Source organism: Larkinella punicea (genome assembly GCF_003334855.1).
GTDB lineage: Bacteria > Bacteroidota > Bacteroidia > Cytophagales > Spirosomataceae > Larkinella > Larkinella punicea.
In genome coordinates this window covers 235,372-258,928 of record NZ_QOWE01000006.1, presented here as the reverse complement: position 1 = coordinate 258,928, position 23,557 = coordinate 235,372, and the positions used below count along the sequence as shown (strand labels likewise).

Genomic DNA, 23,557 nt, shown 5'->3' with positions numbered 1-23,557 from the left:
CTTTTCAATACCACTTGAATTGTCTAGCTTTAACGTTCACCATTTAACACAACCCCCAAGCCATGAATGCATCCAAAACCGCCCTGGTTCTGATCGAGTACCAAAACGATTTTACCTCACCGGGAGGCAGCCTGCACGACGCCGTCAAAGGCGTGATGGACTCCACCAACATGCTGGAGAATACGAAAGACGTTCTGACGAAAGCCCGTGAAGCCGGGGTTACGATCATCCATTCACCAATCAGTTTTCACGAAGGATATTATGAGATTACGGCCCACCCGTACGGCATTTTGAAGGGCGTGGTCGATAGCCAGTCGTTTCGGAAAGGCAGTTGGGGCGTCGAGATTGTCGATGATGTGAAGCCGGAATCGGGCGAAATCGTGCTGGAAGGTAAACGTGGCCTCGATGCATTTGCCAGCACCAACCTGGATTTTATTCTCCGCAGCAAAGGCATCGAAACCATTGCGCTGGGCGGTTTTCTGACGAACTGCTGCGTGGAATCGACCATGCGGTCCGGTTATGAAAAAGGCTTTGAAGTGATTACCTTAACCGACTGCACGGCCACCCTGAGTGAAGAAGAACAGAAATTTGCCTGCGCCAAAAACTTCCCCATGTTTTCCAAACCGATGACCCACGACCAGTTTGTGGAAGAACTGTCGGGCGAAAAAGTGACAGAAATTGAAGGACGCGGATACTCGGCGTAAAGAAGAAAAGAATTTTAAATGGTAAATGATGAACGCTAAATGTAAAAGTGAATGGCACCTGGATACTTTTACATTTAGCGTTCATCATTTACCATTTAAAATTCTCTTTTTTAACTTAAGGCTTTCGCATTTGCCCCTAAATCCCCTAAAGGGGACTTTTAGCATCCGAATTTAGCTGCGTCCAAGTCCCCTTTAGGGGATTTAGGGGCAAATGCGAAAGTATAAAGAATTATCAGACATAAGTCCTAACTACCACACCAGAGCACTCCCCTCGATTTCAACTTCTTTTTTCTTTAACTTACCGCCTGCATCCTTGACCACCCGTTGTTATGAAGAAGGTATCCCTGCTGTTTTTAACGTTTTGGCTGGCTACGGCGGCAATGGCCCAGGTTCCGGCGCTCATCGACCGGCAGCTAATTTTTGGCGATCCCGAAATTATCGGTGCGCAGCTTTCGCCCGATGGGGCCTATATGTCGTTCATCAAACCGTATAAAGGAACCCGCAACATCTGGGTCAAAAAACGCGATGATCCATTCACGGCGGCCAAACCGGTGACGGCCGACACCACCCGACCCATCGCCAATTACTTCTGGTCGCGGGACGGCAAGTACGTACTTTACGTGCAGGACAAGGGCGGGAATGAGAATTTCAATATCTACGCAGTTAGCCCTTCCGAGGGTCTGAAAACCAGCACCGTACCGGCGGCCCGGAACCTGACCGATGTCAACGGGGTGCGGGCGACTATTTATCGGGTTCCCAAAACCGACCCCAATACGCTGTATATTGGCCTGAACGACCGCGATAAAGCCTGGCACGACCTTTATAAACTGAACCTGACGACCGGCGAAAAAACGCTCGTTCGCAAGAATACCGACCGGGTCACCGGCTGGATTTTCGACTGGGACGACAAACTGCGGCTCGCCACCAGCACCGCAGCCGACGGCAGTTCCGAAATTCTGCGGGTCGATGAGGCCGGTATGACCAAAATCTACTCCACGACGATTTATGAAACCAGCTATCCCATTGGTTTTCACAAGGATAATCAGCGGGTTTATCTGGTCACCAACAAAGACAAACCGGATCTTCAGAAACTGATTCTGCTCAACCCGGTTTCGCTGAAAGAGCAGTCGGTCGAATCCGATCCGATGAAAAAGGTGGATTTCGGGAGCATTCTTATTTCGGAGGTAACCCGGGAACCCATTTTTACGACCTATACCGACGACCGGCTACGCCGGTACTGGAAAGACAAACTGTTTGAAAAAGACTTTCAGTTCATTCTGCGGGAACTTCCGGGCGTCGATGTTCTATTCGGTTCGGCCACGGACGATGAGCAATACTGGCTGCTGTCGGCGACGAGCGACACCGACCCCGGCGCCACGTTTCTGTTCGACCGCAAAACCAAAGAGCTGACGTTTCAATACCGCCCCCGCCCCAAACTGCCGATCAACGACCTGGCCCGCATGGAAGCCATCCGGTATAAATCATCCGACGGCATGGAAATCCCGGCTTTTCTGACCTTGCCCAAGGGCCGTGACCACAAGAATTTGCCGGTGGTGATTGTTCCCCACGGCGGACCGTGGGCGCGTGACGCCTGGGGGTATAATGCCTATCACCAGTTTCTGGCGAATCGGGGCTATGCGGTTCTGTCGATGAATTTCCGGTCTTCGACCGGCTACGGCAAGCAGTTTCTGAACGCGGGCAACAAGCAGTGGGGCGAAAAAATGCAGGACGACATCACCTGGGGCGTCAAATACCTGATCGATCAGGGCATTGCCGATCCGAAGCGCGTCGGCATCATGGGCGGTTCCTACGGCGGTTATGCCACGCTGGCGGGCCTGGCCTTCACGCCCGATGTCTACGCGGCTGGTGTTGCCATTGTCGCACCGTCCAACATCATCACGCTGCTGAACTCGATTCCGCCCTACTGGGAGTCGGTTCGGAAAACGTTCTACGAGCGCATGGGCGACCCCAACACGCCCGAAGGCAAAGCGCAGTTGATGAAACAATCGCCGTTGTTTTCGGCCGACAAGATCAAATCGCCACTGCTGGTGGTGCAGGGGGCCAACGACCCGCGCGTCAACAAAGCGGAGTCTGACCAGATTGTGGTGGCCCTCCGCGACCGCGGTTTCCCGGTCGAATACCTCTGTGCGCCCGACGAAGGCCACGGTTTTGCGCGGCCCGTCAACAACATGGCGATGCTGGCCCTGGCAGAGAAGTTTCTGGCCAAACACCTGGGCGGACGGTTTCAGGAATCCATGCCGGAGAACGTAGCCAAACGCCTGAAGGAGATCACTGTAGATGTGAAAACCGTGCAGTTGGCGGAGAAAAAACCCTGACAGCGGTTGAAGGTGTATCCTTGATAAAAAATTATGCCCCATGAATACGGGGCTTTTTTTATAGCTCAAAACCGGGCACCAACGCCGATCGTCAGCAGCGGAATAAACTCGCCGTCGATGATGAAATTTTGCCGGATGCCGAGATTCAGGTGACGGTTTAGTTTGTAATCATAGCTAAGCAGAAAGTTGCCAGCCGGACTTATCCGACGCCGACTTTCGATCATATATCCATCCGGATTGCTATAGGTCCAAAACTGCGTGTACATTTTATAGCGAACCCCGACACCGGCGCCGATCAGAAAGAGACTTCGTGAATCATCCAGGGGTGCCCATACGGCACTCACAAAGCCCGCGACAATCGATTCATGCTGCACCCGCTTATTTTTCAAAAAGCTGGGCACAACTACGTTCTCGGAACGATTGATGTTGATCTCGTTTTTAAATCCTTCGTGACGAGTTAAATACTGCACATTGCTACTTAAGAAAAAGTGTTTTTTCAGCTCCCGCATATACTCACCCGAAAAGGCAATCCCGCCTTTCATACCAGATCCCTCTCCCATATAAGGCCAGTGGGTACCGATGCCGACGCGAAGAATATTTTTTGAAACCGATTGACCATACGTTACCGCAAACCCGCTGATCACCAGAATCAGGCATAGTAAAGTTTTCGTTTTCATAAAAAATAGATGAATAAGATGATGGTATTTACCGCACGCCAATCAGTCCATTTGCAAATTTCACTCGTCGACACAATTTATGAATATATCTAAATAAAACCTTTCAGATTGTAGTAATACCACCCCGTTCAAACCCGCACAACCCGTGCGAAACCGCACACTTTTAGAAAACCAAAAAGAAGATAACCTTTTAATTATCAACTATTTAACAACTGGCACATCGTTTGGATAGTCTCTGTCAAGGTATAACAACAAATGGACAGAGAATTAGCCCCCGAAATCGTCAGGCAAAGCCGGACCAAAAATTACCTCATCGTCTTTGTCGTGCTGGTCGTTGCCGGAATCGCGATTTACTTCTTCCGGCGTGTTTTAAAAACATCCGTCGAAGCCTCGCGCATCCGGACAGCGACGGCGGAGATTGGCCCGGTCGAGAATTCGCTGAGCGCCACGGGTGAGGTGATTCCGGCATACGAACAAATCATCACCAGCCCCATCCGCGCCAGCATCCGGCGCGTCCTGCTGACCCCTGGCACGCAGATCAAACCGGGTCAGGCCATTCTGGATCTGGACAAATCGCTGACCCTCATTGAATTCGAAAAGATGAAAGATCAGTTGGCGCTCAAACGCAACAGCATCGAACAATTGCGGATGAAGCTCAACAAAAACCTCTTCGATGCCGAAGCCGACGACCAGATCAAATCCCTCAACATCAACCGGCTAAAAGCCGAACTGGAAGATGCCCGACGCCTGCTGAAAGTCGGGGGACAAACCCAGGAAGACGTCACCCGCGCCGAAAACAGCCTTCGCATTGCCGAGTTGGAAAAGAAAAAACTGGAAAACGATCTCTCCTACAACCGCCAGTCGATGGGCGCCAGCCTGAAAGAAACCACCTTGCAGGCGCAAATCGAAGAGAAAAACCTGAGCGAACTGGATCGAAAACTGAATCAGGCCAACATCATCGCCGACCGACCGGGCGTGCTGACCTGGGTGAATGAGAACATCGGCTCGGCGGTCAACGAAGGCGAAATTCTGGCGAAACTGGCCGATCTGGGTAGTTTTCGGATTGAAGGCTCCTGCTCCGATGTCTACGCCGATCAGGTGAAAGCCGGTTTGCCGGTTATCGTCAAAGTCAACGAAACCAATTTGCGCGGCCTCATTACGCAGGTAAAACCGTCGGTGAAAAACGGCGTCATCCAGTTCGTGGTGCAACTGGATGATAACCACCACGCGTCGCTCCGGCCCAACATGAAAGTGGAAGTCTTTGTGGTAACCAGCCAGACCGCCAAAGCCGTTCGGGTGGCCAACGGACCGGCGTTCAAAGGCAAGAAAAATCAGTTTGTTTACATCCTGAATAACCAGGGAATCGCCCAACGCCGGGAGGTGCAGGTCGGTCTGTCCAACTTCGATTACGTGGAGATCAAAAGCGGGATTCAGCCGGGCGAGCGCGTCATCATCACCGATTTGAGCGAGTTCGAGCATTTGCAGGAAATCACCATCGAAAACCATGCAAACTGAACACGCTACCCCGAACAAGCCACTGATTACCGAAAAAAAGACGGCTCTTCTGATTAGTCTCGGTCTTCTTGTGCTTCTTTTGCTGGGACATACCCTTCAAGCCCAGCCGCAGTTACTGACGCTGGATGATGTGGTGCAGATGGCGAAGTCGCAGTCGATTTCGGCGAAACAGGCGGCCACACAGAAGCAAACCAGCTACTGGCAATACCGGACGTTTCAGGCGGGTTTCAAACCCCAACTGAGCCTAGACGGTTCACTGCCCAACTTCGAACGGTCGTTTATCCAGGTAACGCAACCTGACGGAACCATTAGTTTTCAACCGATTTCCAACAACAATTCGGTTTTGAATCTCTCGCTGAGCCAGAACATTGCGCCAACCGGCGGGTCGGTTTTCGTGCAGAAACAGATTCAGCGGTTTGACGATTTCGAGCGAAATAACCGGCTGTACAACGGCATTCCGTTTGCGGTCGGACTCCGGCAGCCGCTGTTTCAATTCAACCAAATGAAGTGGGATCGCAAAATTGAGCCGTTGAAATTTGAAGAAAGCAACCAGTTTTTCATCGAGTCGATGGAGAAAGTGACGGTTTCGGCCACGGGCTATTATTTCGATTTGCTGGTGGCGCAGGTCAATTTGCAGATTGCCGAAAAAAACCTGAGCAACAACGACACGCTGTATAAAATTGCCCAACACAAACTGGAACTGGGCAAGATTTCCCAGAATGACATCCTGCAATTGCAAATGGGCGTGCTGACGGCCAAAAAAGAGTTCGCGTCGGCCCGCCAGAATGCCGAAATTGCGTCATTGAGCCTGCGTTCGTACATGGGCTACCGCGACGACCGGAAGCTGGAACTGGTGGTGCCGACCCAAATCACCGAACTCGCCATCGACGTTCAAAAAGCCTTGAACGAAGCCTTCAACAACCGCTCCGACGCCATCGCCTTCCGGCGAAAAGCCCTGGAAGCCCAGCGCGATGTGGACAAAGCCCGCAAAGACAACGGCCTGAATGCCACGCTGAATGCGGCTTTTGGTCTGTCGAACCGGGGCGCTAATCTGGGCGATATTTACATCCGTCCACAGGATCGGGAGTACCTCGAAGTGCAGTTTGTGTTGCCCATCATGACCTGGGGACGTGCCCAGGCCCGAACCGAAACCGCCAAAGCCACGCAGCAGTTGGTGACGCAAACCGTGGAGCAGGACAAGCTGACGTTCGAGCAGGCCATTTATACGCAGGTAACACTCCTGCAAATGCTCCAGCAGCAGGTTAAACTCACCGCCGAAGCTGACGCCATCGGTCAGCAACGCTATCAGATTGCCCAGAACCGCTTTATTCTGAGCGATTTGAGCGTCACGGATTTAGGCATTGCCATGCAGGAAAAAGACCGCGCCCGGCGCGACGCCATTCTGGCCCTGCGGGATTACTGGACGGCTTTTTACACCATCCGGCTGCTGACGCTGTACGATTTTGAACGCAATGAAAAAATACGCCCCTAAATCCCCTAAAGGGGACTTTTACTTTTGCATCTGGACACCGCGTCCAAGTCCCCTTTAGGGGATTTAGGGGTAAAAAACAAATCAAATACTAACATGATCAACCTTACGAACATCGAAAAAGTGTACCGCACCAGCAGCATCGAGACGCTGGCGCTCAACAACATCAACCTCAACATCCGCAAGGGTGAATTTGTCTCCATCATGGGACCATCGGGTTGCGGCAAATCGACGCTGCTCAACATCATGGGGCTGCTGGACGAACCCTCAAAAGGCACTGTGGAGCTGGATGGTCAGCGGGTTTCGACCTACCGCGACAGGGAACTGGCCCGTTTGCGCAACGAGAAGATCGGTTTCATTTTCCAGAGCTTCCACCTGATCAACGACTTATCGGTGGTCGATAACGTCGAAATCCCGCTGTTGTATCGCTCCACGAACGGAAAACCGCGCCAGACCTACGCCAAGGAAGCCCTGGAAAAAGTAGGTTTGAGCAACCGCATCAAGCACTTCCCGAAGCAGTTATCGGGCGGACAGAAACAGCGCGTCGCCATCGCCCGCGCCATCGTTGGCAAACCGGAAATCATCCTGGCCGATGAACCCACCGGCAACCTCGACAGCGCGATGGGCAACGAAATCATGAACATCCTGCAAGGCCTGAACGACGAAGGAGCCACGATCATTATGGTGACGCACGACGAAAACATGGCCAAACGCACGCATCGATTGATCCGGCTTTTCGACGGGACTCAGGTACAGTGAATTTTGAATTTTGAATGAGTGAATGATAGAATAAAAAACTGTCACCTCATTCTCTATTCACTCATTCTATCATTCACTCATTCAAAATTATGTTATCCAACTACATAAAAATCGCCTGGAAGGTGCTCTTGCGGCATCCTTTTTACACCTTCATTACGCTCTTCGGCATCAGCCTGACCCTGACGGTGCTGATGGTGCTGACCTCGTTTCTCGACCATTTGTTCGGGAGTCATTACCCGGAAACCAAACGCGACCGGTCGCTTTACATCATGCAGATGCGAACCCAGGATTCGACCAGAACCGGCAGCAGTTCGGGGCCGATGAGCTTCAAGTTTTTGACGGAATACGCCAAATCGCTGAAAACCGCCGAGCGGGTCACGATCTGTACCTTTGTCAATAGCTCCAACGCCTACGTGGGTTCGCAGAAAATCAAGCTGAACACCAAGTATACCGACGCGGATTTCTGGGAAGTGACCGAGTTTGACTTTCTGGAAGGCAAGCCCTACAACGAGCAAAATATTGCCAACAGCGATCTGGTTGTTGTGATTACAGATGACTTCAAAAAGCAGTATTTTGGGAATGTGGCGGAATCGGTAATTGGCAAAGACGTTGAAATCGAAAGCATTCATTACCGGGTTATCGGGGTGGTGAAAGGCAGCCCGGTGACCCGGCCATTTACCTACGCCGACGTCTACTATCCGTACACCACGCCTAAAAGTAATTACCAGCGAACCGGCATGCGGGGCGGTTACGTGGCGATTCTGCTGGCGAAAAAGACGTCCGATCTCAAAACCGTTCGGGATGAATTTCAGAGCCACATCGCCCGAATCCCGTTGCCGGGCGTTGAGGATGGGTATAAATATGCGTATGTGGAAGTGAAAAGCGAGCCGTATGTGGAAAATTTCGTCGGCACCCTCAACGGCAACAAAGGACTGAAAACCGTCTTTTTCGGTATCATTGCCTTTATCATGCTCATGTTGATTGGACTTCCGGCCATCAACCTGGTGAACGTGAACGTCAGCCGGATCATGGAACGGGCCTCGGAAATCGGCATCCGGAAAGCCTTCGGCGCACCCGTCCGAACCCTCATGTGGCAGTTTATCATCGAAAACCTTTTCATCACGCTGATCGGTGGCGGCATCGCGCTCGTTCTAACCCTGATTGTCATACAACTCATCAACAGCAGCGGCATCATTGCCTACGCCGACCTGACCATCAATCTGAACGTATTCCTGGTCAGCCTGTTGGTCTGTCTCGTCTTCGGGCTCCTGTCCGGCGTCCTGCCCGCCCTGCGCATGTCAAAACTCAAAATCGCGGAAGCACTTAAAGCATAAGGAGTAAAGGATGAGGGAAGAAAGGACAAAGTAGTCTCATTTTATTCCGTTCCTCCCTCCTCCCTTCCCTCTTTTTAATCCCTACAACTATGATCCGACATCTTTTTAAATTAATCTGGAACAAGAAGAAAGCTCACTCGCTGCTGCTGGTGGAGATTTTGGCTTCATTTCTGGTCCTCTTCGGACTGACTTCGCTGATTGTGTACAACGTCCGGAATTACCGCGAACCGCTGGGATTTGAATACCAGAATGCCTGGGCCATCAGCCTGAAAAGCAATGAAGATACCACCGAACTCGCCCAAAAAATCGAGATGGTTTTGCAACGAGTCAAGGCGTATCCCGAAGTTGAATCAGCGTCCCGAATGAGCAACAATTTTCCGTTTTCACAGAGTTCGAGGAACAATGGCATCGATTATAATAAAAAGCATGTATTAGCAGATTTTTATGTAACCGATGAAAATTATGCCAAAACAATGGTGATTCCCGTTGTTGAAGGGCGCTGGTACCGAAGTGCGGATAGTGTCGGCAAATACTCGCCGGTTGTTATCAATCGGAAATTGAAGGAGGAATTGTTCGGCGACGAAAAACCGCTGGGGAAAATCATTAGCGAACGATTCAAAGTAACCGGTGTTGTCAATACGTTTAAGTCGAAGGGCGAATTTATGGTGGACAAACCGGCGTTGTTTGAACTGGTGGATGCGAAATCACCCTGGGACGATTTGCTGATGATTCGGGTAAAACCGGGGACCGATGCGGTTTTTGAAGCTAAAATGGTGAAAGCGATTACGACGATGGTAGCTGGCTGGAGCGTCGAAGTCGACCACCTGACGGATTCGCGAAAAACCACGCATAACCTGACCCTCGTGCCGGTTATTATCTTCCTGATCGTGTCGGGTTTCCTGCTGATCAACGTCGCCCTCGGGTTGTTCGGCGTTCTGAATCTGAGCATTGCCAAACGCCGGGGCGAAATCGGTTTGCGCCGGGCGCTGGGGGCCACCGGAAACGGTATTTCGCAACAATTCATCAGCGAAATCCTGGTACTGGCGACGTTTGCGCTCTTGATTGGACTCTTGTTTGCGATGCAATTCCCATTGATGAACGTCTTCGATATTCAGGCCGGTATATACCTGACCGCCATTGCCATATCGGTCGTGGTCATTTACGGGATTGTTACACTCTGCGCCCTCTTCCCCAGTCGCCTGGCCGCACGGATTCAACCGGCGGTGGCGTTGCATGAGGAATAAGTATTTGTTTCGCAGAGTTAAGCGGAGAAAATCAGAGTTAAGCAGAGAAAAAAAGTTTTTCAATGCAAACTCTGCTAAACTCTGATTTTCTCTGCTTAACTCTGCGAAATAACTTTTAACATGCTCTTAATTATCGACGACGATATTGCGGTTCAGACCTCCCTTTCGCTCCTGCTGCGGAGGGATGGTTTCACCGTGAAAACCGCTGAGAATCCTGCGCAGGCCCTGGAAGCCCTCGACGCCGAGACGCCAGAACTGGTGTTGCTGGATATGAATTTTTCCATCGAAACCTCCGGCGAAGAAGGCCTGAAACTCCTGAACGTGATTCGGGCGGGCTATCCAACAGTTCCGGTGATTCTGATTACGGGCTGGGGCACCATCGATCTGGCCGTGCAGGGCATGAAAGCCGGGGCAAAAGACTTCATCACCAAACCGTGGCAGAATGACTATGTGCTGCAATCCATCCGCACGGTTTTAAATCTGGCTCAGCCCAAACCGGCCCAGCCGCTGTCACCCAGCCGCCAGAAACTCGATCAGCAGTACCAGTTTGAACACATTGTCGGCGAAGACGCCAAACTGCTCGACATTCTGGAAACGATCGGCCGCGTGTCGCCCACCGACGCCCCGGTTTTGATTACGGGCGAAAGCGGAACGGGCAAGGAACTGATTGCCGAAGCCATTCACCAGAACAGCCGACGCCGGAGCAAACCGTTCGTAAAAGTCAATCTGGGCGGTATTTCGTCGACCTTGTTTGAAAGTGAGCTGTTCGGCCACCTGCGCGGGGCTTTCACCGACGCCAAATCCGACCGCGTCGGGCGGTTTGAACTCGCCAACAAAGGCAGCATTTTTCTGGACGAAATCGGCGATCTCGATCTGTCGAGCCAGGTCAAATTGCTGCGGGTTTTGCAGGACCGCACCTTCGAACCGCTGGGCAGCAGCCGCAGCAAGTCGGTCGATGTGCGCGTCATCTGCGCCACCAACCGCAATCTGGAAGAGATGGTAGCCAAAGGCACGTTTCGCGAGGATTTGTTTTACCGCATCAACCTCATCACCGTTAAACTTCCGGCACTGCGCGAACGGCCCGACGACATTCCCCCGCTGGTGACTTATTTTGTCAACAACCTGAAAACCATCTACGAGCGGCCCCGGCTGACCGTCAATCCGTCGGCGCTGAAATGGGCGCGAAACCTGGCGTTGCCGGGCAACATCCGCCAGTTGAAAAACATCGTGGAACGCACGGTTTTGTTATCCACCAAAGATGAACTGGAAATCAGCGACTTTCAGAAGCACGTTCCGCTTTCGACCGTCCGGCAGGAATCGGTGCGGTTACCCGAAATCGGCACCATCACGCTGGACGAACTGGAATTCCAGATGATTCGCCGGGCGATGGATTTCTACAACAACCGGGTTTCCAAAGTGGCACGGGCGCTGGGCATCACACGGTTTGCTTTGTATCGACGGCTGGAAAAATACGGAATCCCGTTTGATGGGAACGCGGATTAGACGGATTGAACGGATTTTCACGGATAAATAAATCTTTTTCAATCCGTTCAATCCGTCTAATCCGCGTTCCTATCTTTTATCTTGGGTTCATGAAACTTTCCTTGCGGACAAAATACCTGTTCTACATCATCGCGATCCACGCGGCTCTGATTTTCCTTATTTTTAAATGGCTTCAGGAAAACAAGCTGCTTTTCATCGTTTCGGAGGTACTGGTGCTGGCTTCGGTGCTGGCAGCCATCCAGATTTACCGGGCTTTCGGGCAACCGTCGCAGTTTATTTCAGCGGGCATTGAAGCGATTAAGGACAAGGATTTTACGATCAAGTTTGTGCCCACCGGCAACCGTGAAGTCGATGGGCTGATCGACGTCTACAACCTCATGATCGACCAGCTTCGTGAGGAACGCACCAAACAAATGGAACAGCAGTTTTTTCTGGAAAAGCTCATCGAAGCCTCACCCATCGCCACGCTGATTTTCGATTTTGACCGGCGGATTTCGTCGGCCAACCCGAAAGCAACGGCCTTGCTCCAACGCCCTGCGAACCAGTTAACCGGACGGTATTTATCAGACATTGACCACCCACTGCTTAACCAATTGGCACAATCGAACGACAATGAAACCCGAACCCTGAAAGGAACGGGAATTGAAACCTACCGGATTCAGCGATCCCACTTCATGGACCGGGGTTTCCGGCGCGATTTTATACTGATCGAGGAATTAACGAGCGAGATTCTGGAGTCCGAGAAAAAAGCCTACAGCAAGGTGATTCGGATGATGGCCCACGAAGTAAACAACTCCATCGGTGCCATCAACTCCATTCTGAATGTCACCAAATCCTACATGGATGCGCCTGATCAGGAGGACGTTAGCCACGCGCTCCAAATCGCTATTGAACGCAACGACCGCCTGAATCTTTTCATGCGCCGGTTTGCCGATGTGGTCCGGCTCCCGCAACCCCATAAAAACCCCACTGACCTGAACGAAATGGTGCACAATGTGAGTCGATTGATGCACCCACAGGCGGCTGCGCGCGGGGTTGTGCTTCACCATGCGTTACCGCCCGATTCTGTCTGGGTTCCGGTGGATGTCGTACAACTGGAACAGGTGTTGGTCAATGTGATCAAAAATGCCATTGAAGCCTGTGTTGCCGGACAAACAGTCGACATACTGGTAACTCCTGAGCACCTGATCATCCGTGATAATGGCCTACCGATCAGCCCGGATCTGGAAACCAACCTGTTCAATCCCTTCTTCAGCACCAAACCCGACGGCCAGGGCATCGGTCTCACCCTCACCCGCGATATTCTGCTCAATCACGGTTTTCCTTTTTCCCTCAAAACCAATCCGGACGGCTGGACGGAATTCACCATTCTGTTCGGGAAGTAAGCAGTTTGTATTTTTTTATTAATGCAACTATGTTGCATATAATTACGTAGCCCCTATTTTTGCAACATTGTTGCATTAATAAAACTACGATGAAAAAAACAACGCTACTTTCCCGGTTCTGGCTGATGGGTGTACTCGCAGCCAGCCTGTCGGCCTGTCACACCGACGATTCAAAAACCGTCCAACCCACCGACAACGAAGCGGCCTTTACGCGCCTGTTGGTCAGCGATGCCGAAACCGGTGATTTGACGCTGGTAAATCCTGCAAAGCAGACCACGGAGAAATTTTCGGCCCCGTTTGGCTCCAATGCCCTGTATCCAACCGCCAGCGGACGGTTCTCGGCGGTGGTCAATCGGGCGAACAACCAAGTCCGGTTTTTTGACAGCGGTATTGTCGACCACGGTGACCATGCCGACGTGAAAGGAACACCCAAATGGGCGGCTCTGACGCTCGAAGCCAGTTTGCCCACGCACGTTTATGTCTGGGGAAACCGCATCGTCGTTTTCAATGACGGCGAAGGGTCCCTGTCACTGACGACGGAGGATGAACTGCACACAGCGGGGGCCAAAGCCAAAGTGATTAAAGTGGATGTGCCGCACCACGGCGCGGTGGTTCCGTTCAGCAATGGCACGTTTGCCGTGACCAAAAAGGACAATTCGGTTGCCGGGACGTTACCGCAGGGCGTGAAAATCGTTGACGAAAATGGGGTTGTGGTAAACGAGTCCACGATTGCCGTCACCAGCATTCACGGTGATGTGGGCAATGGCGAAGTGGCCCTTTTCGGTACCACCAGCGGGATTCTGTCTGTCAATAAAGACGGGAGTCAGCAATTGATCAAGTATCCGGCCGATTTTGGAACCGGCTGGCTGGGCTCCATCGTCTATGACCAAAGCTCGAAGACTTTTTACGGCTTCGGAGCCGCTCTGGGCGTGTATCGAATTGATCTCATCACCAACACGCTGACTCCACTCCTCAAAACCGATCAGCTCCACGCGTTCAAAGTTTCGAATGATGGGGATGTTTTTGCGATGCTGACCAACGGTACGCTGAAGGGTTTCAGTGCCTCCGGTTCGGCATTGCGCGATTTGAAAGTCGTGGACGCCATTGCGGCTGATGCCAAAGTGAAACCGGATTTCAGCATCACGAAGCGGTATGTATACGTAACAGACCCCGTCAAAAATCAGATTATCCCGGTCCTGCGCAGCAGTTTTTCGGCCAAACCGGCGATTTCCGTTCCGGGCAAACCGTACCGGATTGTGGTGATTGGTGCTCAGCAGGATAAAAGAGGAGAAGACTAATCTACCCACAGTTCAAATCGGGGAATTACAATATGATCCATCCCTACGGGATTGGTTGGATTTGGCGATGCCTTTTCGGCGGGTTAAAACCCACCGCTACAAAATGGGCCATCCCTACGGGATTAGTTGGATTCGATGAAACCGTTTCGACGGGTTGAAACCCACCGCTACTACAAAATGGGCCATCCCTACGGGATTGATTGGATTTGATAAAACCGTTTCGGGGGGTTGAAACCGGGTATAAATGAATCCCGTAGGGATGGATCATCTTGTAGCCCCCGGTTTGAACCGGGTATTAGTGAATCCCGTAGGGATGGTTCATTTTGTAGCGGTGGGTTTTAATGCCCCCAGAGTCTAAAATCCCGTAGGGATGACCGATAAAATGATAAAATGACAAGATCGCCTGGCCCTTGAAAACCAACCGTGGGAATACACAACCCGGCCAATTGGCCGGGTTTCTTTTTTGGTTCCAATCGCAGACTGAATAACAGCCCGTTTCTAAATTTTCTCAAAAAAATTCCCGAACCGTAGCATTGCTCATTTGAAATTGTACCTTTGTAATAATTTATAATCAGTCCAAATAAGAATAATTAATCAATCTAAATAAAAATTAGATCTTTCATCAATGCGATACGTCTTCCTCTATCTGTGCTGCTTCCAACTGATCACTACGCTGGCCCGGGCGCAGGAATCACCCGGAAAAATTAGCGGAAGGGTGGTTTCGGTCGACGGAAAACCGGCCGTTTCGGCGACGGTTCTGCTGAAAACAACCCGGTATGGAACCACCACAGACGCGGAAGGACACTATTTCCTGGTAGCCCCGGAAGGCCGCTATAGTGTAGTGATTCAGTCGCTTGGCTTCGGAACCCAAACCATTCCGGTTCGGGTAAAAGCCGGTGAAACCGTCACCATTCCGCCAATTATCCTCAGCGAAGCGACCCAACAACTGGACGATGTGGTCGTTACCGGCCAGTACGAACCGCAATCCGTCCGGCAATCGGTCTACCAGATTCGCACCATCGACCGTGAGCGAATTCAACTGCGGGGCGCGACCAACCTCATCGGCGTGTTAAACAACGAACTGGGCATCCGGTTTTCCAACGATGCGACGCTCGGGACCTCAGACATTCAACTGATGGGAATGTCGGGCCGGAACGTCAAAATTCTGCTCGACGGCGTTCCGATGGTCGACCGGGGCGACACCCGCGAGAGCCTCAATCAGATCGATATCAACACCATCGAACGCGTCGAAATCGTGGAAGGCCCCATGTCGGTTTCCTACGGCACCGACGCGCTGGCTGGCATCATTAATATCATCACCAAAAAACCGGGTAGCGAACGAATCGCTCTGTCGGGGCGCGTTCAGGAAGAATCCGTCGGGAAGGAATACAAAGGATTTAGCGGAAAAGGCACTCACAATCAGAACCTTGGAGCTACCTGGCAAAAAAATGGCTGGCACGTGGGCGTGGGCGGAACGCACAATGACTTCGGCGGCTGGCAGGGAACGTCGTTGACCCGAACGAAAGACTGGCACGCCAAAGAACAGTGGCTGGGCAACGTCAAATTCGGGTTTCGAAATGAAAAATTCAACGTCTGGTATCGGCTGGATGCGGTCGATGAAACCATCAACGCGCTGGGTGCCGTTAACGTAAACACCAACCAGGCCCGGGATCAGAACTTCATCACCAGCCGGTTTACCCACCAGGCGCAGGGTGACTGGCGGGCCAGTGAGCGGCTGCAACTGAACGGTATTGTGTCCTACACCGACTACAGCCGTCGCACCCAGACCACCACCCTTGATTTGACGACCGGCCGACGAACGTTGTCACTCGGCCAGGGCGAGCAGGATGTTTCGGACTTTGTCAGCCAGGTGTTTCGGGTCACGGCCCAATACAAAGTGTCGTCGGCGGTTTCGCTGCAGCCCGGCATCGACATCAACACGGAGCGTGCCAGCGGTGCCCGAATCCTGGGTTCACCGTCGATCAACGACTACGCTTTTTTTGTTTCTTCGGAACTCAAACCCACCTCCGCCATCACCATTCGGCCGGGTTTGCGGTTTGTAAAAAACTCGGTTTACGACGCGCCACCGGTTATTCCGTCCCTGAATACGAAAATCACCCTACACAAAAATACGGATCTGCGGCTGGCCTACGCCCGCGGTTTCCGCTCGCCGGCTTTGCGTGAGTTGTATTTTAACTTCTTCGATGCCAGCCACTCCATCACCGGCAATCCGGATCTGAAAGCCGAGTATTCCAACAGTTTCAACGGTTCCATTACCTGGCGGTCGGTGGCCACCGGCACGCTCCGGATTACGTCCACCCTGACCGGTTTTTACAACGATTTCCATGACCTGATTGCGTATGGCAACGACCCCAATAACCCGGGCGTGATGAAAACCATCAACATCGACCGGTTCAAAACCACCGGCGGCACGTTCAATAACACGCTGTATACCAACCACCTTCAGTTGACCGTTGGTTTTTCTCACGTCGGTCGTTACAACAGCTTGACGCAGGATGATCCGGGTTTGCCGGCGTTTGTGTGGTCGCCGGAGGTCAATGCCAACCTGACCTATCACCTGCAAAAGATCGACACCAAGGTCAGTCTCTTTTATAAATACACCGGCAAAAGGCCGACTTACGAAAGCCTGACCGACGCAGAAGGAAAACCGGTCACGCGTCTGGCCGAAACTGCCGATTACCACTGGGCCGACCTGACGATCAGCAAATCCATTACGAAATACGTCACGCTGAATGGCGGGGCCAAAAACCTGTTCAATGTCACGCGGCTCAACAATACGTCGACCGATACCGGCGGTTCACACAGCACCGGTGGGGCGGTTCCGCTGAGTTACGGACGGTCTTATTTTCTAGGATTAAATTTCCAGTGGAGTAAATAGTTTTTTTAGAATAAAGAGCAAAGACAAGAGAGTAAAGAAAATAAATAAGCCGTCATCTACCAGGTTTTATTCTCTGGTTTTACTCTCTTGTCTCTACTCTTTATTCTAAAATCAATCCAATCAATTTCCGTATTTTATAAATTCAGTACATCCATGAACACCGTACGCTCACTTTTCGTATTCCTCGCTTTTAGTGCCTGCATTAGTGCCTGCAAACAGGATGATCCCCCGCTACCCGATAACCTGGTTCAATTTGATGCCAGTGAGCAGGGATTCGAATCCGACAAAACCGAAACAGAAGTCAAACTCACGTTGACCCGTAGTGCCGAAACCGCCACGGCCATTACCATCGATCTGGCACCAAGCGGTATCGCCTATGGCACCCAGTTCACGACCGATCCGGCGGCAACGAACAACAGCCTGACCGTTACCATTCCGGCGGGAAGCAGCACGGGCTCATTCAAAGTGATCAAAGCCGCCAATCTTTTTTTGAGCGGAACAGAGGCCATTAATTTCACCATTAAATCAGCCGCCAGCCCGGTTTTAGTCGGTACAAAAACCACGGCAGCACTGAAGTTTTCATCGATTGTATCGACCGGTTCGCAACTGAAATTGAACGGTGGCGAAGGAGGTTCCAGCGCGGTCAATTCGGTTTTTGTCGATTTCAGCAACAACGCCCAAACCTCGGTGGCCCGCAATAGTTGGGATCTCGGGTTTTACGGCGGTGCAGATTTTCGCGTCATCATCAACGGCACAACGGGTGCTTCGGCCAAAGAACTGACCAAAACCGACTTGAGTCAGGTCACAGCCGCGGACACAGTCGGTTTACGAAACATCCTGATTCTGAGCCAGGGAACGGGCAGTTTCGATAATGTGGATGATGTAGAAGGTGATTTAACCAAAACCGTCATCAAAACCATTTCTGCTACGGATGCTGAAAACAAAGTATACATCATCAATCCGGGAACATCCGGGACAGCAGCCAAAGCCTGGTATAAAGTCCGGGTGGTTCGCAAAGGAACCGGTTATACACTGCAATACGCGCAGATTGCCGAAACGACGTTTAAGACACTGGATGTCACGAAAGATGCGAATTTAAATTTCAGTTATGTATCGTTCGAAAAAGGCTTGACTGAGGTGGAACCGGCGAAAACCAATTGGGATATCGAATGGACATTAGCAACTTATAAAGCGGCTTTAAGCGCGACGGCATCTGTTCCTTATACCTACGCGGATTTTGTTTTCATCAATCACCTGGGCGGTGTTGAAGCTGCGGAAGTTCTGACCAGCACCGTTACGTATGATGCCTATGTCGAAGCGAACATCACGACAACAACATTCAAGAAAGAACGCAATGTAATCGGCAGCAACTGGCGTACCTCAGCAGGTCCGAATGGCGTCGCTGCGGGGGTTAAATCCGATCGGTTTTACGTCATCAAAGACGCCGTCGGAAACGTTTATAAATTAAAATTCCTGAATTATACTTCCTCTGACGGCGGGGTAAGGGGCTACCCGAATATCGAATTCAAACTGGTGAAGAAAGTTTAACGGTGTTCGGTTTACGGTTTTCAGTTTACGGTAGCTGATGCGCGCTTATAAAAGAATGCGTCAGCCACCGTAAACCGAATACCGTAAACCGTTAAACTTATCTGGCCTGATCCGCTACATAATTCCGGCGAAAACTCTCGACTTCCTCGTTGGTAAATCCGTAAATGCCCTGAATTCTCGCAACGGCCTGGCTCAATTTTGGCAATTCTTCGGCGGTATTGGTTACAAAGCGATAGACCGACGCGGAACGGTCGTAAGGCGCATTTAACAGGGTTAGTAGTTCGTCAATCTGGTTGTCCGTAATTTTCTTGTTACCCGCGTCAATCGTTCGCCAACCGTGCAGAAACCCTGCAGCTTCGCTAATCAAATGCAACACATCCGCCCGTTGCTGCTCCGTCAGGCTGGTTGAATTCAAAATCGAAGTACTGGCGTGAATGGTATTGATGACCGTGGCCGCGTTGATTTTTTCCCAGTTCAGTTTGATGGCAGCCAGGGCTTCATCCCGGTAGGTATTGTAGTCTTCGCCTTCCTGCAAAGCTGCCTGCAACGTAATGAATGCCAGGCGGTTTTGACTGTATAAACCCGTACCGGTGGCATCGTCCCGCCGGGCCGCATAAGCCGCCATCAGCCGGTCGGGATTCTGGTAATTGGTGCCATTATCGCTGTTGTAAAACATCGGACTGGCCCCGTATACATACAGAATCTGGTCGGCAGTCGCCGGGGTAAAAGTCCCTTTGGTCAGCGATAGGGCGTAATTGTATAAAGCCGCGCCATACATCCCTTTTTCAATCATCTGCCCCATTTCCAGGCCATATTCATCAAACAGATACGAGCCATAAACGCCCCCCTCCCAACTCCGGTCAAACGGGTAGAATGTTCCGCCACTGGCTTTCGATAGCTCGGCAAAAAAACCGTTGTTCTGGGCCTGAAGACGGCTGGCGTAATACGGCGTTGTGACGGACAGTAAACTGAAATCACCCTGCGTAAAAGCCGCGTTGAGCGATTCTTCCGAAACATACGTCCCCCGCTGTCCTCCTTTCCGGGCCTCCTCAACCAAACTCGTAAACTGTTGAATCAGAGGCTGTAGCGGCTCCGAATTAAAACGATACCCAACGCTATCATACACCTGCGGGATGTTCAGCAAGGGCCGGACATCCGGGTCTTTTTCTTCCTGGCAGGAAACCAGCCCAATCGTGAAGCCGCTTACCAGCAGAAGGGCCCATCGCCGGATTTGATACACTTTACTCATCATGTTTTATTTTTGATTAAAGAAGATAGAGCAAAGAATAGAGACCTAAATCGCTATTGATCAGTATCAAACGCCATGATTCCAACGTCTCTGCTCTTTCCTCTCTTCTCTATCTTCTCTTTATTACTACGTGCAAAGGTCTGACGAATTGTTCTATTAAAAAAAAAGCAGCGTCAAAGACCCTGCTTTTTCTATCCTACTCACTATAGCTTTTACTGTATTGTCTTCGTTTTTTTCCCAAGAGGTAACTTAATTTAATTCGGTCCACGCTTTCTCCAGCGTATTCATCCGCGCCATGGCGTTGTGCAGGATGCCTTTCAACTGCTCCAGTTCGGTTCTCGTGAAACAGAAATACAGGGGTTCAACGGTCGTGCCCAGGTAAAGCCGCCGAATCTCACCGGTGCAATCCGTCGGGTGTCGGGCAAAAAAACCGTCGATGTCGATCGACTCGACGTGCCGGAACAATTGCTGAAACTCGCCCGGCGACATGATCTGGAAGATGTTGTTGAACCGAAAACTGAGGTTGGCCTTGCAGCCCCGGCAGAGGTGAATCTCGCCGTGTTCGGTTTGGGCCAGGGTGATAAAGCGGGCATCGCGGTTAGCCATAACAAAGTCGGTAAAACCGGCGGAATCGCGGATACGTCCGCCGGATGATGTGGATATAGTACTGATTACTGGATTTTTTTGCTGCCATCAGGTTGGTATGCATAGCGAAAGGTGTAATACCGGCTTTCGCTTCCCGGCCCGTCCGGCCCGCCTTTGTAATAGCCCAGAATCTCCACTTTGGCGTATTTGCCATCGCCGGTGCGGATCACGAGCACTTTATCGGCCGTTGGGGCAATCACGCCACCGCCGTAGGTATACCAGCCATTTCCCGAGCCGGTCGGAATCGCCAGTTTGTTGGTATTGTCATCGACGGCAAAGGTTGCGTTTTCCGGTATGGCCGTTAGGCTTTCGAACGTTCCGTTGTGTACATACGCGCCCCCCTGACCCGACCGCCCGGTTCCACCGTTCACAATGAGGGTCGTTGCCCGAAAGCCGATGTCCCACTTATTGGATGCAGAATCGCTGTTGGGAACCTGTTTGCCGTCTTTAAAACTGAAAAACGTAAACCGGTTGGTCGAGCCCATCGGTCGGCCCGATTGCGGGTCGTTGCTGGCCGGGTCAGCAGGTAAATCCTGGACAGTATTGACTTTCACCGATTGGGCCCGGACTTCTTGGTAAAGCAACACGACACCAAGAAGCAGCTTTGCGATCGTTAAAGAATTCATTTTTACAGGTACGGTTTTACTTACTACGGTGTTGGTTTACCGGTTTTTAGATCAGGACAGCACTTCACATTCGATGCCTACTTTGGTCAACAAGCGAATCACGACCTGTTCATCCAGCGGGATCGATAAATCTTCCGGGGCCTCGATTCGTAACACACAGTCACGGTCTTCCATATCGACGCTCCACCGGCAAATGCCCCGGAGTTTACACAACCGGCAAGCCGCTTTGTGAAGCCGTTGCCCGGAATTGATGTTCGTTCGAAAAACCAGTACGTTCATCAGGGTGTGGATCCATACCCTGTCAGCGCCGGGCCGTCGCACGGTCGAAGACCCTGACAGGGTGGCGTTGATAAATTGCAAATGGCTATCCCTGTCAGGGTCTTCGACCGTACGACGGCCCGGCGCTGAGGAAAGCAAACGGTTTTGGCTCACCCTGTCAGGGTCTTTGACCGCTGACAGGGTGAGCCAAAACCGTTTGCAAAAGGACGTCGCGCCATTCGGTTTTTTCGGGAATACCGGGTTTCCGTTTGCCAAAAATCAGCGCAATCTGATTGCCTTCCGCGTCGTATAATTCCAGACTGGTGACAATGCCGTCGGTCGTGGGCTTTTTCACGACCCAGGCCGACGCGACATGGTCTTCCCGCAGGTGGAGGTTGAACTGCGGATCGAGCACATTGAACCACGGCCCCATCGCAACCAGTTTCCGGACTTCGCCCGTATGAATCTGGATGCAACCCCGGTTTCCCACAAAAATCATAATCGGCAACCCGGTTTTGGAAACCTCGGCAAACACACGCTTCACCGCTTCCATCGTAATCGGAAACGCATGACCTTCCGGTGCCAGGTGCATGGCTTGCAATCGGGAGACCTTGTGTTTCCGCAACATCCCGAAAAACTCGTGCGTATCCTTCAGGTTAAGCCAGGATTCCTGAAAAGCCGCTCCGTCGATGTCCGCATCCGGCGTTGGAACGACGGTTTCCGGCTTGGGCTCGAGGTCCAGATTTCCCGTCTGGTCAGCCGCCCGGTAGTTGGCAACCATCGCGTCGTAGGCGGCCCCGTTGCTTTGGTCGGTCAGGTAAATTTTGTGAACGGCTTCGCCATCTGCGGCAAAAAACTGCAAACTCCGGCGGTCGTTTTCGTGGACGGCAAACCCGAACTTCCAGTTTGCCAGAAACAGGCGCAGGTCGATGTGTTCGCCCAACACCAGCCCGACATGGCCGTTGAATGACACGTTGAGGTACTCGCCTTTTCGCTCGTGAACCACGCTGTCGTTGCGGGTCAGGGCCATGACGTAGCCCAGTGTCGGCACCTCTTTCAGCAGTTCGCGAAAATCACCTTCCAGTTGGGTGGCGGTTTCGCCCAGGCCCGTTGCCACCAGTTCGGCTTCACTGACACCCAGTTGGTTAGCCGCATCGCGAATGCGCGCTTTGGGATTTTCGGCCTTAAAAGCCGCATATTGTTTTTTGAGATCCAGAACGGTTGTTGTCATGTTTTTGGTTCGCTAAATTGGAGAAGGAAAGGGAACAGGACTAGTCTGCCGGGTGTGAACGATCAACGGACCATCCAGCTCCGGCTGGTGAATGATTTGTACAGATAAATGAAACGCTTTAAAAATGGAATCAGCGGTCAGAACAGAAGCCGGTTTGCCAAAAGCCAGCGCCTTACCTTCCTTGAGCAACAGCACTTTGTCGGCGTATTGCATCACCAGATTGAGGTCGTGCAGAATGGCGATGACGCCGTAGCCGCGCCGGGTCAGCTCGCTGGCCACTTCCAGCAAACTGTGCTGGTAATAAAAATCCAGCCCCGTGGTCGGTTCGTCGAGCAGCAGGTATTTGGGTTGGCGAATGGGCGCTCCGGACTGGTTCAGTTCGTCAGCATCCATTAGTTGAGCCAGTATTTTAGCCAGATGAACCCGTTGCTGCTCCCCGCCCGACAGCGTCGGCACGGCCCGCCCGGACAAACGGGCAATACCGGTTCGTTCCAGGGCATACGCGACAATCGCCTGATCTTCAGGCCGCGGGTGACCTTCAAAATGCGGATACCGCCCCATCATCACCAGTTCGTAGACACTGAATTCGAAAGCCAGGGGGTTTTGCTGGGCCAAAACCGCCCGTCGCCGGGCCAGTTCCAGGGCCGAAAATCCCCGGATCGGTTTTTTATCCAGCAACACCAGTCCCTGCGTGGGCGTCAGTTCCCGGCTAAAGGTTTTCAGCAAGGTCGATTTTCCGGCCCCATTGGCTCCCACCACCGCCACCAGTTCACCCGGCCTTACCGCCAGCGACACGTCGTCCAGCAGGATTTTCCGGTTGATGTGGTAGGTGATGTGTTGCGCTTCCAGCATAGAAC

The 23,557-nt window shown here is 51.9% G+C and carries 19 protein-coding genes; 12 read left to right on the top strand and 7 right to left on the bottom strand.

The window, feature by feature from the left end; translation table 11 throughout:
* Positions 1 to 62 precede the first annotated feature (62 nt).
* Positions 63 to 704, top strand: a complete 642-nt coding sequence (locus DUE52_RS09310) for a cysteine hydrolase family protein (RefSeq protein WP_114405714.1) — start codon at positions 63 to 65, stop codon at positions 702 to 704.
* 329 nt (positions 705 to 1,033) lie between these two features.
* Positions 1,034 to 3,040: a S9 family peptidase gene (locus tag DUE52_RS09305; RefSeq protein WP_114405713.1), complete on the top strand. Its 2,007-nt coding sequence runs from the start codon at positions 1,034 to 1,036 to the stop codon at positions 3,038 to 3,040.
* A gap of 65 nt (positions 3,041 to 3,105) precedes the next feature.
* Here the strand turns inward: DUE52_RS09305 and DUE52_RS09300 are convergent, their stop codons facing one another.
* Entirely contained in the window at positions 3,106 to 3,717 is a 612-nt protein-coding gene (locus DUE52_RS09300) for a hypothetical protein (protein ID WP_114405712.1), read from the bottom strand.
* A gap of 255 nt (positions 3,718 to 3,972) precedes the next feature.
* Here DUE52_RS09300 and DUE52_RS09295 point away from each other — a divergent pair, with 255 nt between their 5' ends.
* From DUE52_RS09295 to DUE52_RS09250, 10 genes are all read left to right on the top strand, one after another.
* Complete coding sequence (locus tag DUE52_RS09295) at positions 3,973 to 5,232, top strand: efflux RND transporter periplasmic adaptor subunit (protein WP_114405711.1); 1,260 nt, start codon at positions 3,973 to 3,975, stop codon at positions 5,230 to 5,232.
* A complete protein-coding gene (locus tag DUE52_RS09290) occupies positions 5,222 to 6,724 on the top strand; it encodes a TolC family protein (RefSeq protein WP_114405710.1) in 1,503 nt (500 codons plus the stop codon). The genes DUE52_RS09295 and DUE52_RS09290 overlap by 11 nt, the downstream gene beginning before the upstream one ends.
* Before the next feature lie 93 nt (positions 6,725 to 6,817).
* The gene (locus DUE52_RS09285) at positions 6,818 to 7,480 is read left to right on the top strand and encodes an ABC transporter ATP-binding protein (protein ID WP_114405709.1); all 663 of its coding nucleotides are present in this window, start codon (positions 6,818 to 6,820) and stop codon (positions 7,478 to 7,480) included.
* 89 nt (positions 7,481 to 7,569) lie between these two features.
* Complete coding sequence (locus DUE52_RS09280; protein WP_114405708.1) at positions 7,570 to 8,814, top strand: ABC transporter permease; 1,245 nt, start codon at positions 7,570 to 7,572, stop codon at positions 8,812 to 8,814.
* A gap of 89 nt (positions 8,815 to 8,903) precedes the next feature.
* Positions 8,904 to 10,058, top strand: coding sequence for an ABC transporter permease (locus DUE52_RS09275; protein ID WP_114405707.1), 1,155 nt, complete (start codon positions 8,904 to 8,906; stop codon positions 10,056 to 10,058).
* 120 nt (positions 10,059 to 10,178) lie between these two features.
* The gene (locus tag DUE52_RS09270; RefSeq protein ID WP_114405706.1) at positions 10,179 to 11,561 is read left to right on the top strand and encodes a sigma-54-dependent transcriptional regulator; all 1,383 of its coding nucleotides are present in this window, start codon (positions 10,179 to 10,181) and stop codon (positions 11,559 to 11,561) included.
* Between the two features lie 89 nt (positions 11,562 to 11,650).
* Positions 11,651 to 12,946, top strand: a complete 1,296-nt coding sequence (locus DUE52_RS09265) for a sensor histidine kinase (protein WP_114405705.1) — start codon at positions 11,651 to 11,653, stop codon at positions 12,944 to 12,946.
* A gap of 89 nt (positions 12,947 to 13,035) precedes the next feature.
* Entirely contained in the window at positions 13,036 to 14,244 is a 1,209-nt protein-coding gene (locus DUE52_RS09260; RefSeq protein ID WP_114405704.1) for a hypothetical protein, read from the top strand.
* 625 nt (positions 14,245 to 14,869) lie between these two features.
* Positions 14,870 to 17,143: a TonB-dependent receptor gene (locus DUE52_RS09255; RefSeq protein WP_114405703.1), complete on the top strand. Its 2,274-nt coding sequence runs from the start codon at positions 14,870 to 14,872 to the stop codon at positions 17,141 to 17,143.
* Between the two features lie 153 nt (positions 17,144 to 17,296).
* Entirely contained in the window at positions 17,297 to 18,691 is a 1,395-nt protein-coding gene (locus tag DUE52_RS09250; protein ID WP_114405702.1) for an HmuY family protein, read from the top strand.
* Positions 18,692 to 18,788: 97 nt separating this feature from the next.
* Here DUE52_RS09250 and DUE52_RS09245 read toward each other — a convergent pair whose 3' ends face one another.
* The 6 genes from DUE52_RS09245 to DUE52_RS09220 form a co-directional block, all read right to left on the bottom strand.
* Complete coding sequence (locus tag DUE52_RS09245) at positions 18,789 to 19,943, bottom strand: hypothetical protein (RefSeq protein WP_133299800.1); 1,155 nt, start codon at positions 19,941 to 19,943, stop codon at positions 18,789 to 18,791.
* A gap of 246 nt (positions 19,944 to 20,189) precedes the next feature.
* Positions 20,190 to 20,546 (bottom strand): DUF6686 family protein, encoded by a 357-nt coding sequence (locus tag DUE52_RS09240; protein WP_114405700.1) that lies wholly within the window; start codon positions 20,544 to 20,546, stop codon positions 20,190 to 20,192.
* Between the two features lie 65 nt (positions 20,547 to 20,611).
* Positions 20,612 to 21,211 (bottom strand): HmuY family protein, encoded by a 600-nt coding sequence (locus DUE52_RS09235; RefSeq protein ID WP_114405699.1) that lies wholly within the window; start codon positions 21,209 to 21,211, stop codon positions 20,612 to 20,614.
* A gap of 51 nt (positions 21,212 to 21,262) precedes the next feature.
* The gene (locus DUE52_RS09230; RefSeq protein WP_114405698.1) at positions 21,263 to 21,490 is read right to left on the bottom strand and encodes a hypothetical protein; all 228 of its coding nucleotides are present in this window, start codon (positions 21,488 to 21,490) and stop codon (positions 21,263 to 21,265) included.
* Positions 21,491 to 21,647: 157 nt separating this feature from the next.
* Entirely contained in the window at positions 21,648 to 22,700 is a 1,053-nt protein-coding gene (locus tag DUE52_RS09225; protein WP_114405697.1) for a hemin-degrading factor, read from the bottom strand.
* Positions 22,701 to 22,712: 12 nt separating this feature from the next.
* Positions 22,713 to 23,552: a heme ABC transporter ATP-binding protein gene (locus DUE52_RS09220; RefSeq protein ID WP_114405696.1), complete on the bottom strand. Its 840-nt coding sequence runs from the start codon at positions 23,550 to 23,552 to the stop codon at positions 22,713 to 22,715.
* Between the last annotated feature and the right edge of the window lie 5 nt (positions 23,553 to 23,557).

Coding starts and splice junctions, on each gene's coding strand:
- DUE52_RS09285 (WP_114405709.1), top strand. CDS start 6,818: ATGATCAACCTTACGAACATCGAAAAAGTGTACCGCACCAGCAGCATC.
- DUE52_RS09265 (WP_114405705.1), top strand. CDS start 11,651: ATGAAACTTTCCTTGCGGACAAAATACCTGTTCTACATCATCGCGATC.
- DUE52_RS09240 (WP_114405700.1), bottom strand. CDS start 20,546: ATGGCTAACCGCGATGCCCGCTTTATCACCCTGGCCCAAACCGAACAC.
- DUE52_RS09260 (WP_114405704.1), top strand. CDS start 13,036: ATGAAAAAAACAACGCTACTTTCCCGGTTCTGGCTGATGGGTGTACTC.
- DUE52_RS09300 (WP_114405712.1), bottom strand. CDS start 3,717: ATGAAAACGAAAACTTTACTATGCCTGATTCTGGTGATCAGCGGGTTT.
- DUE52_RS09255 (WP_114405703.1), top strand. CDS start 14,870: ATGCGATACGTCTTCCTCTATCTGTGCTGCTTCCAACTGATCACTACG.
- DUE52_RS09220 (WP_114405696.1), bottom strand. CDS start 23,552: ATGCTGGAAGCGCAACACATCACCTACCACATCAACCGGAAAATCCTG.
- DUE52_RS09295 (WP_114405711.1), top strand. CDS start 3,973: ATGGACAGAGAATTAGCCCCCGAAATCGTCAGGCAAAGCCGGACCAAA.
- DUE52_RS09270 (WP_114405706.1), top strand. CDS start 10,179: ATGCTCTTAATTATCGACGACGATATTGCGGTTCAGACCTCCCTTTCG.
- DUE52_RS09310 (WP_114405714.1), top strand. CDS start 63: ATGAATGCATCCAAAACCGCCCTGGTTCTGATCGAGTACCAAAACGAT.
- DUE52_RS09280 (WP_114405708.1), top strand. CDS start 7,570: ATGTTATCCAACTACATAAAAATCGCCTGGAAGGTGCTCTTGCGGCAT.
- DUE52_RS09275 (WP_114405707.1), top strand. CDS start 8,904: ATGATCCGACATCTTTTTAAATTAATCTGGAACAAGAAGAAAGCTCAC.
- DUE52_RS09290 (WP_114405710.1), top strand. CDS start 5,222: ATGCAAACTGAACACGCTACCCCGAACAAGCCACTGATTACCGAAAAA.
- DUE52_RS09225 (WP_114405697.1), bottom strand. CDS start 22,700: ATGACAACAACCGTTCTGGATCTCAAAAAACAATATGCGGCTTTTAAG.
- DUE52_RS09235 (WP_114405699.1), bottom strand. CDS start 21,211: ATGAATTCTTTAACGATCGCAAAGCTGCTTCTTGGTGTCGTGTTGCTT.
- DUE52_RS09305 (WP_114405713.1), top strand. CDS start 1,034: ATGAAGAAGGTATCCCTGCTGTTTTTAACGTTTTGGCTGGCTACGGCG.
- DUE52_RS09245 (WP_133299800.1), bottom strand. CDS start 19,943: ATGATGAGTAAAGTGTATCAAATCCGGCGATGGGCCCTTCTGCTGGTA.
- DUE52_RS09230 (WP_114405698.1), bottom strand. CDS start 21,490: ATGAACGTACTGGTTTTTCGAACGAACATCAATTCCGGGCAACGGCTT.
- DUE52_RS09250 (WP_114405702.1), top strand. CDS start 17,297: ATGAACACCGTACGCTCACTTTTCGTATTCCTCGCTTTTAGTGCCTGC.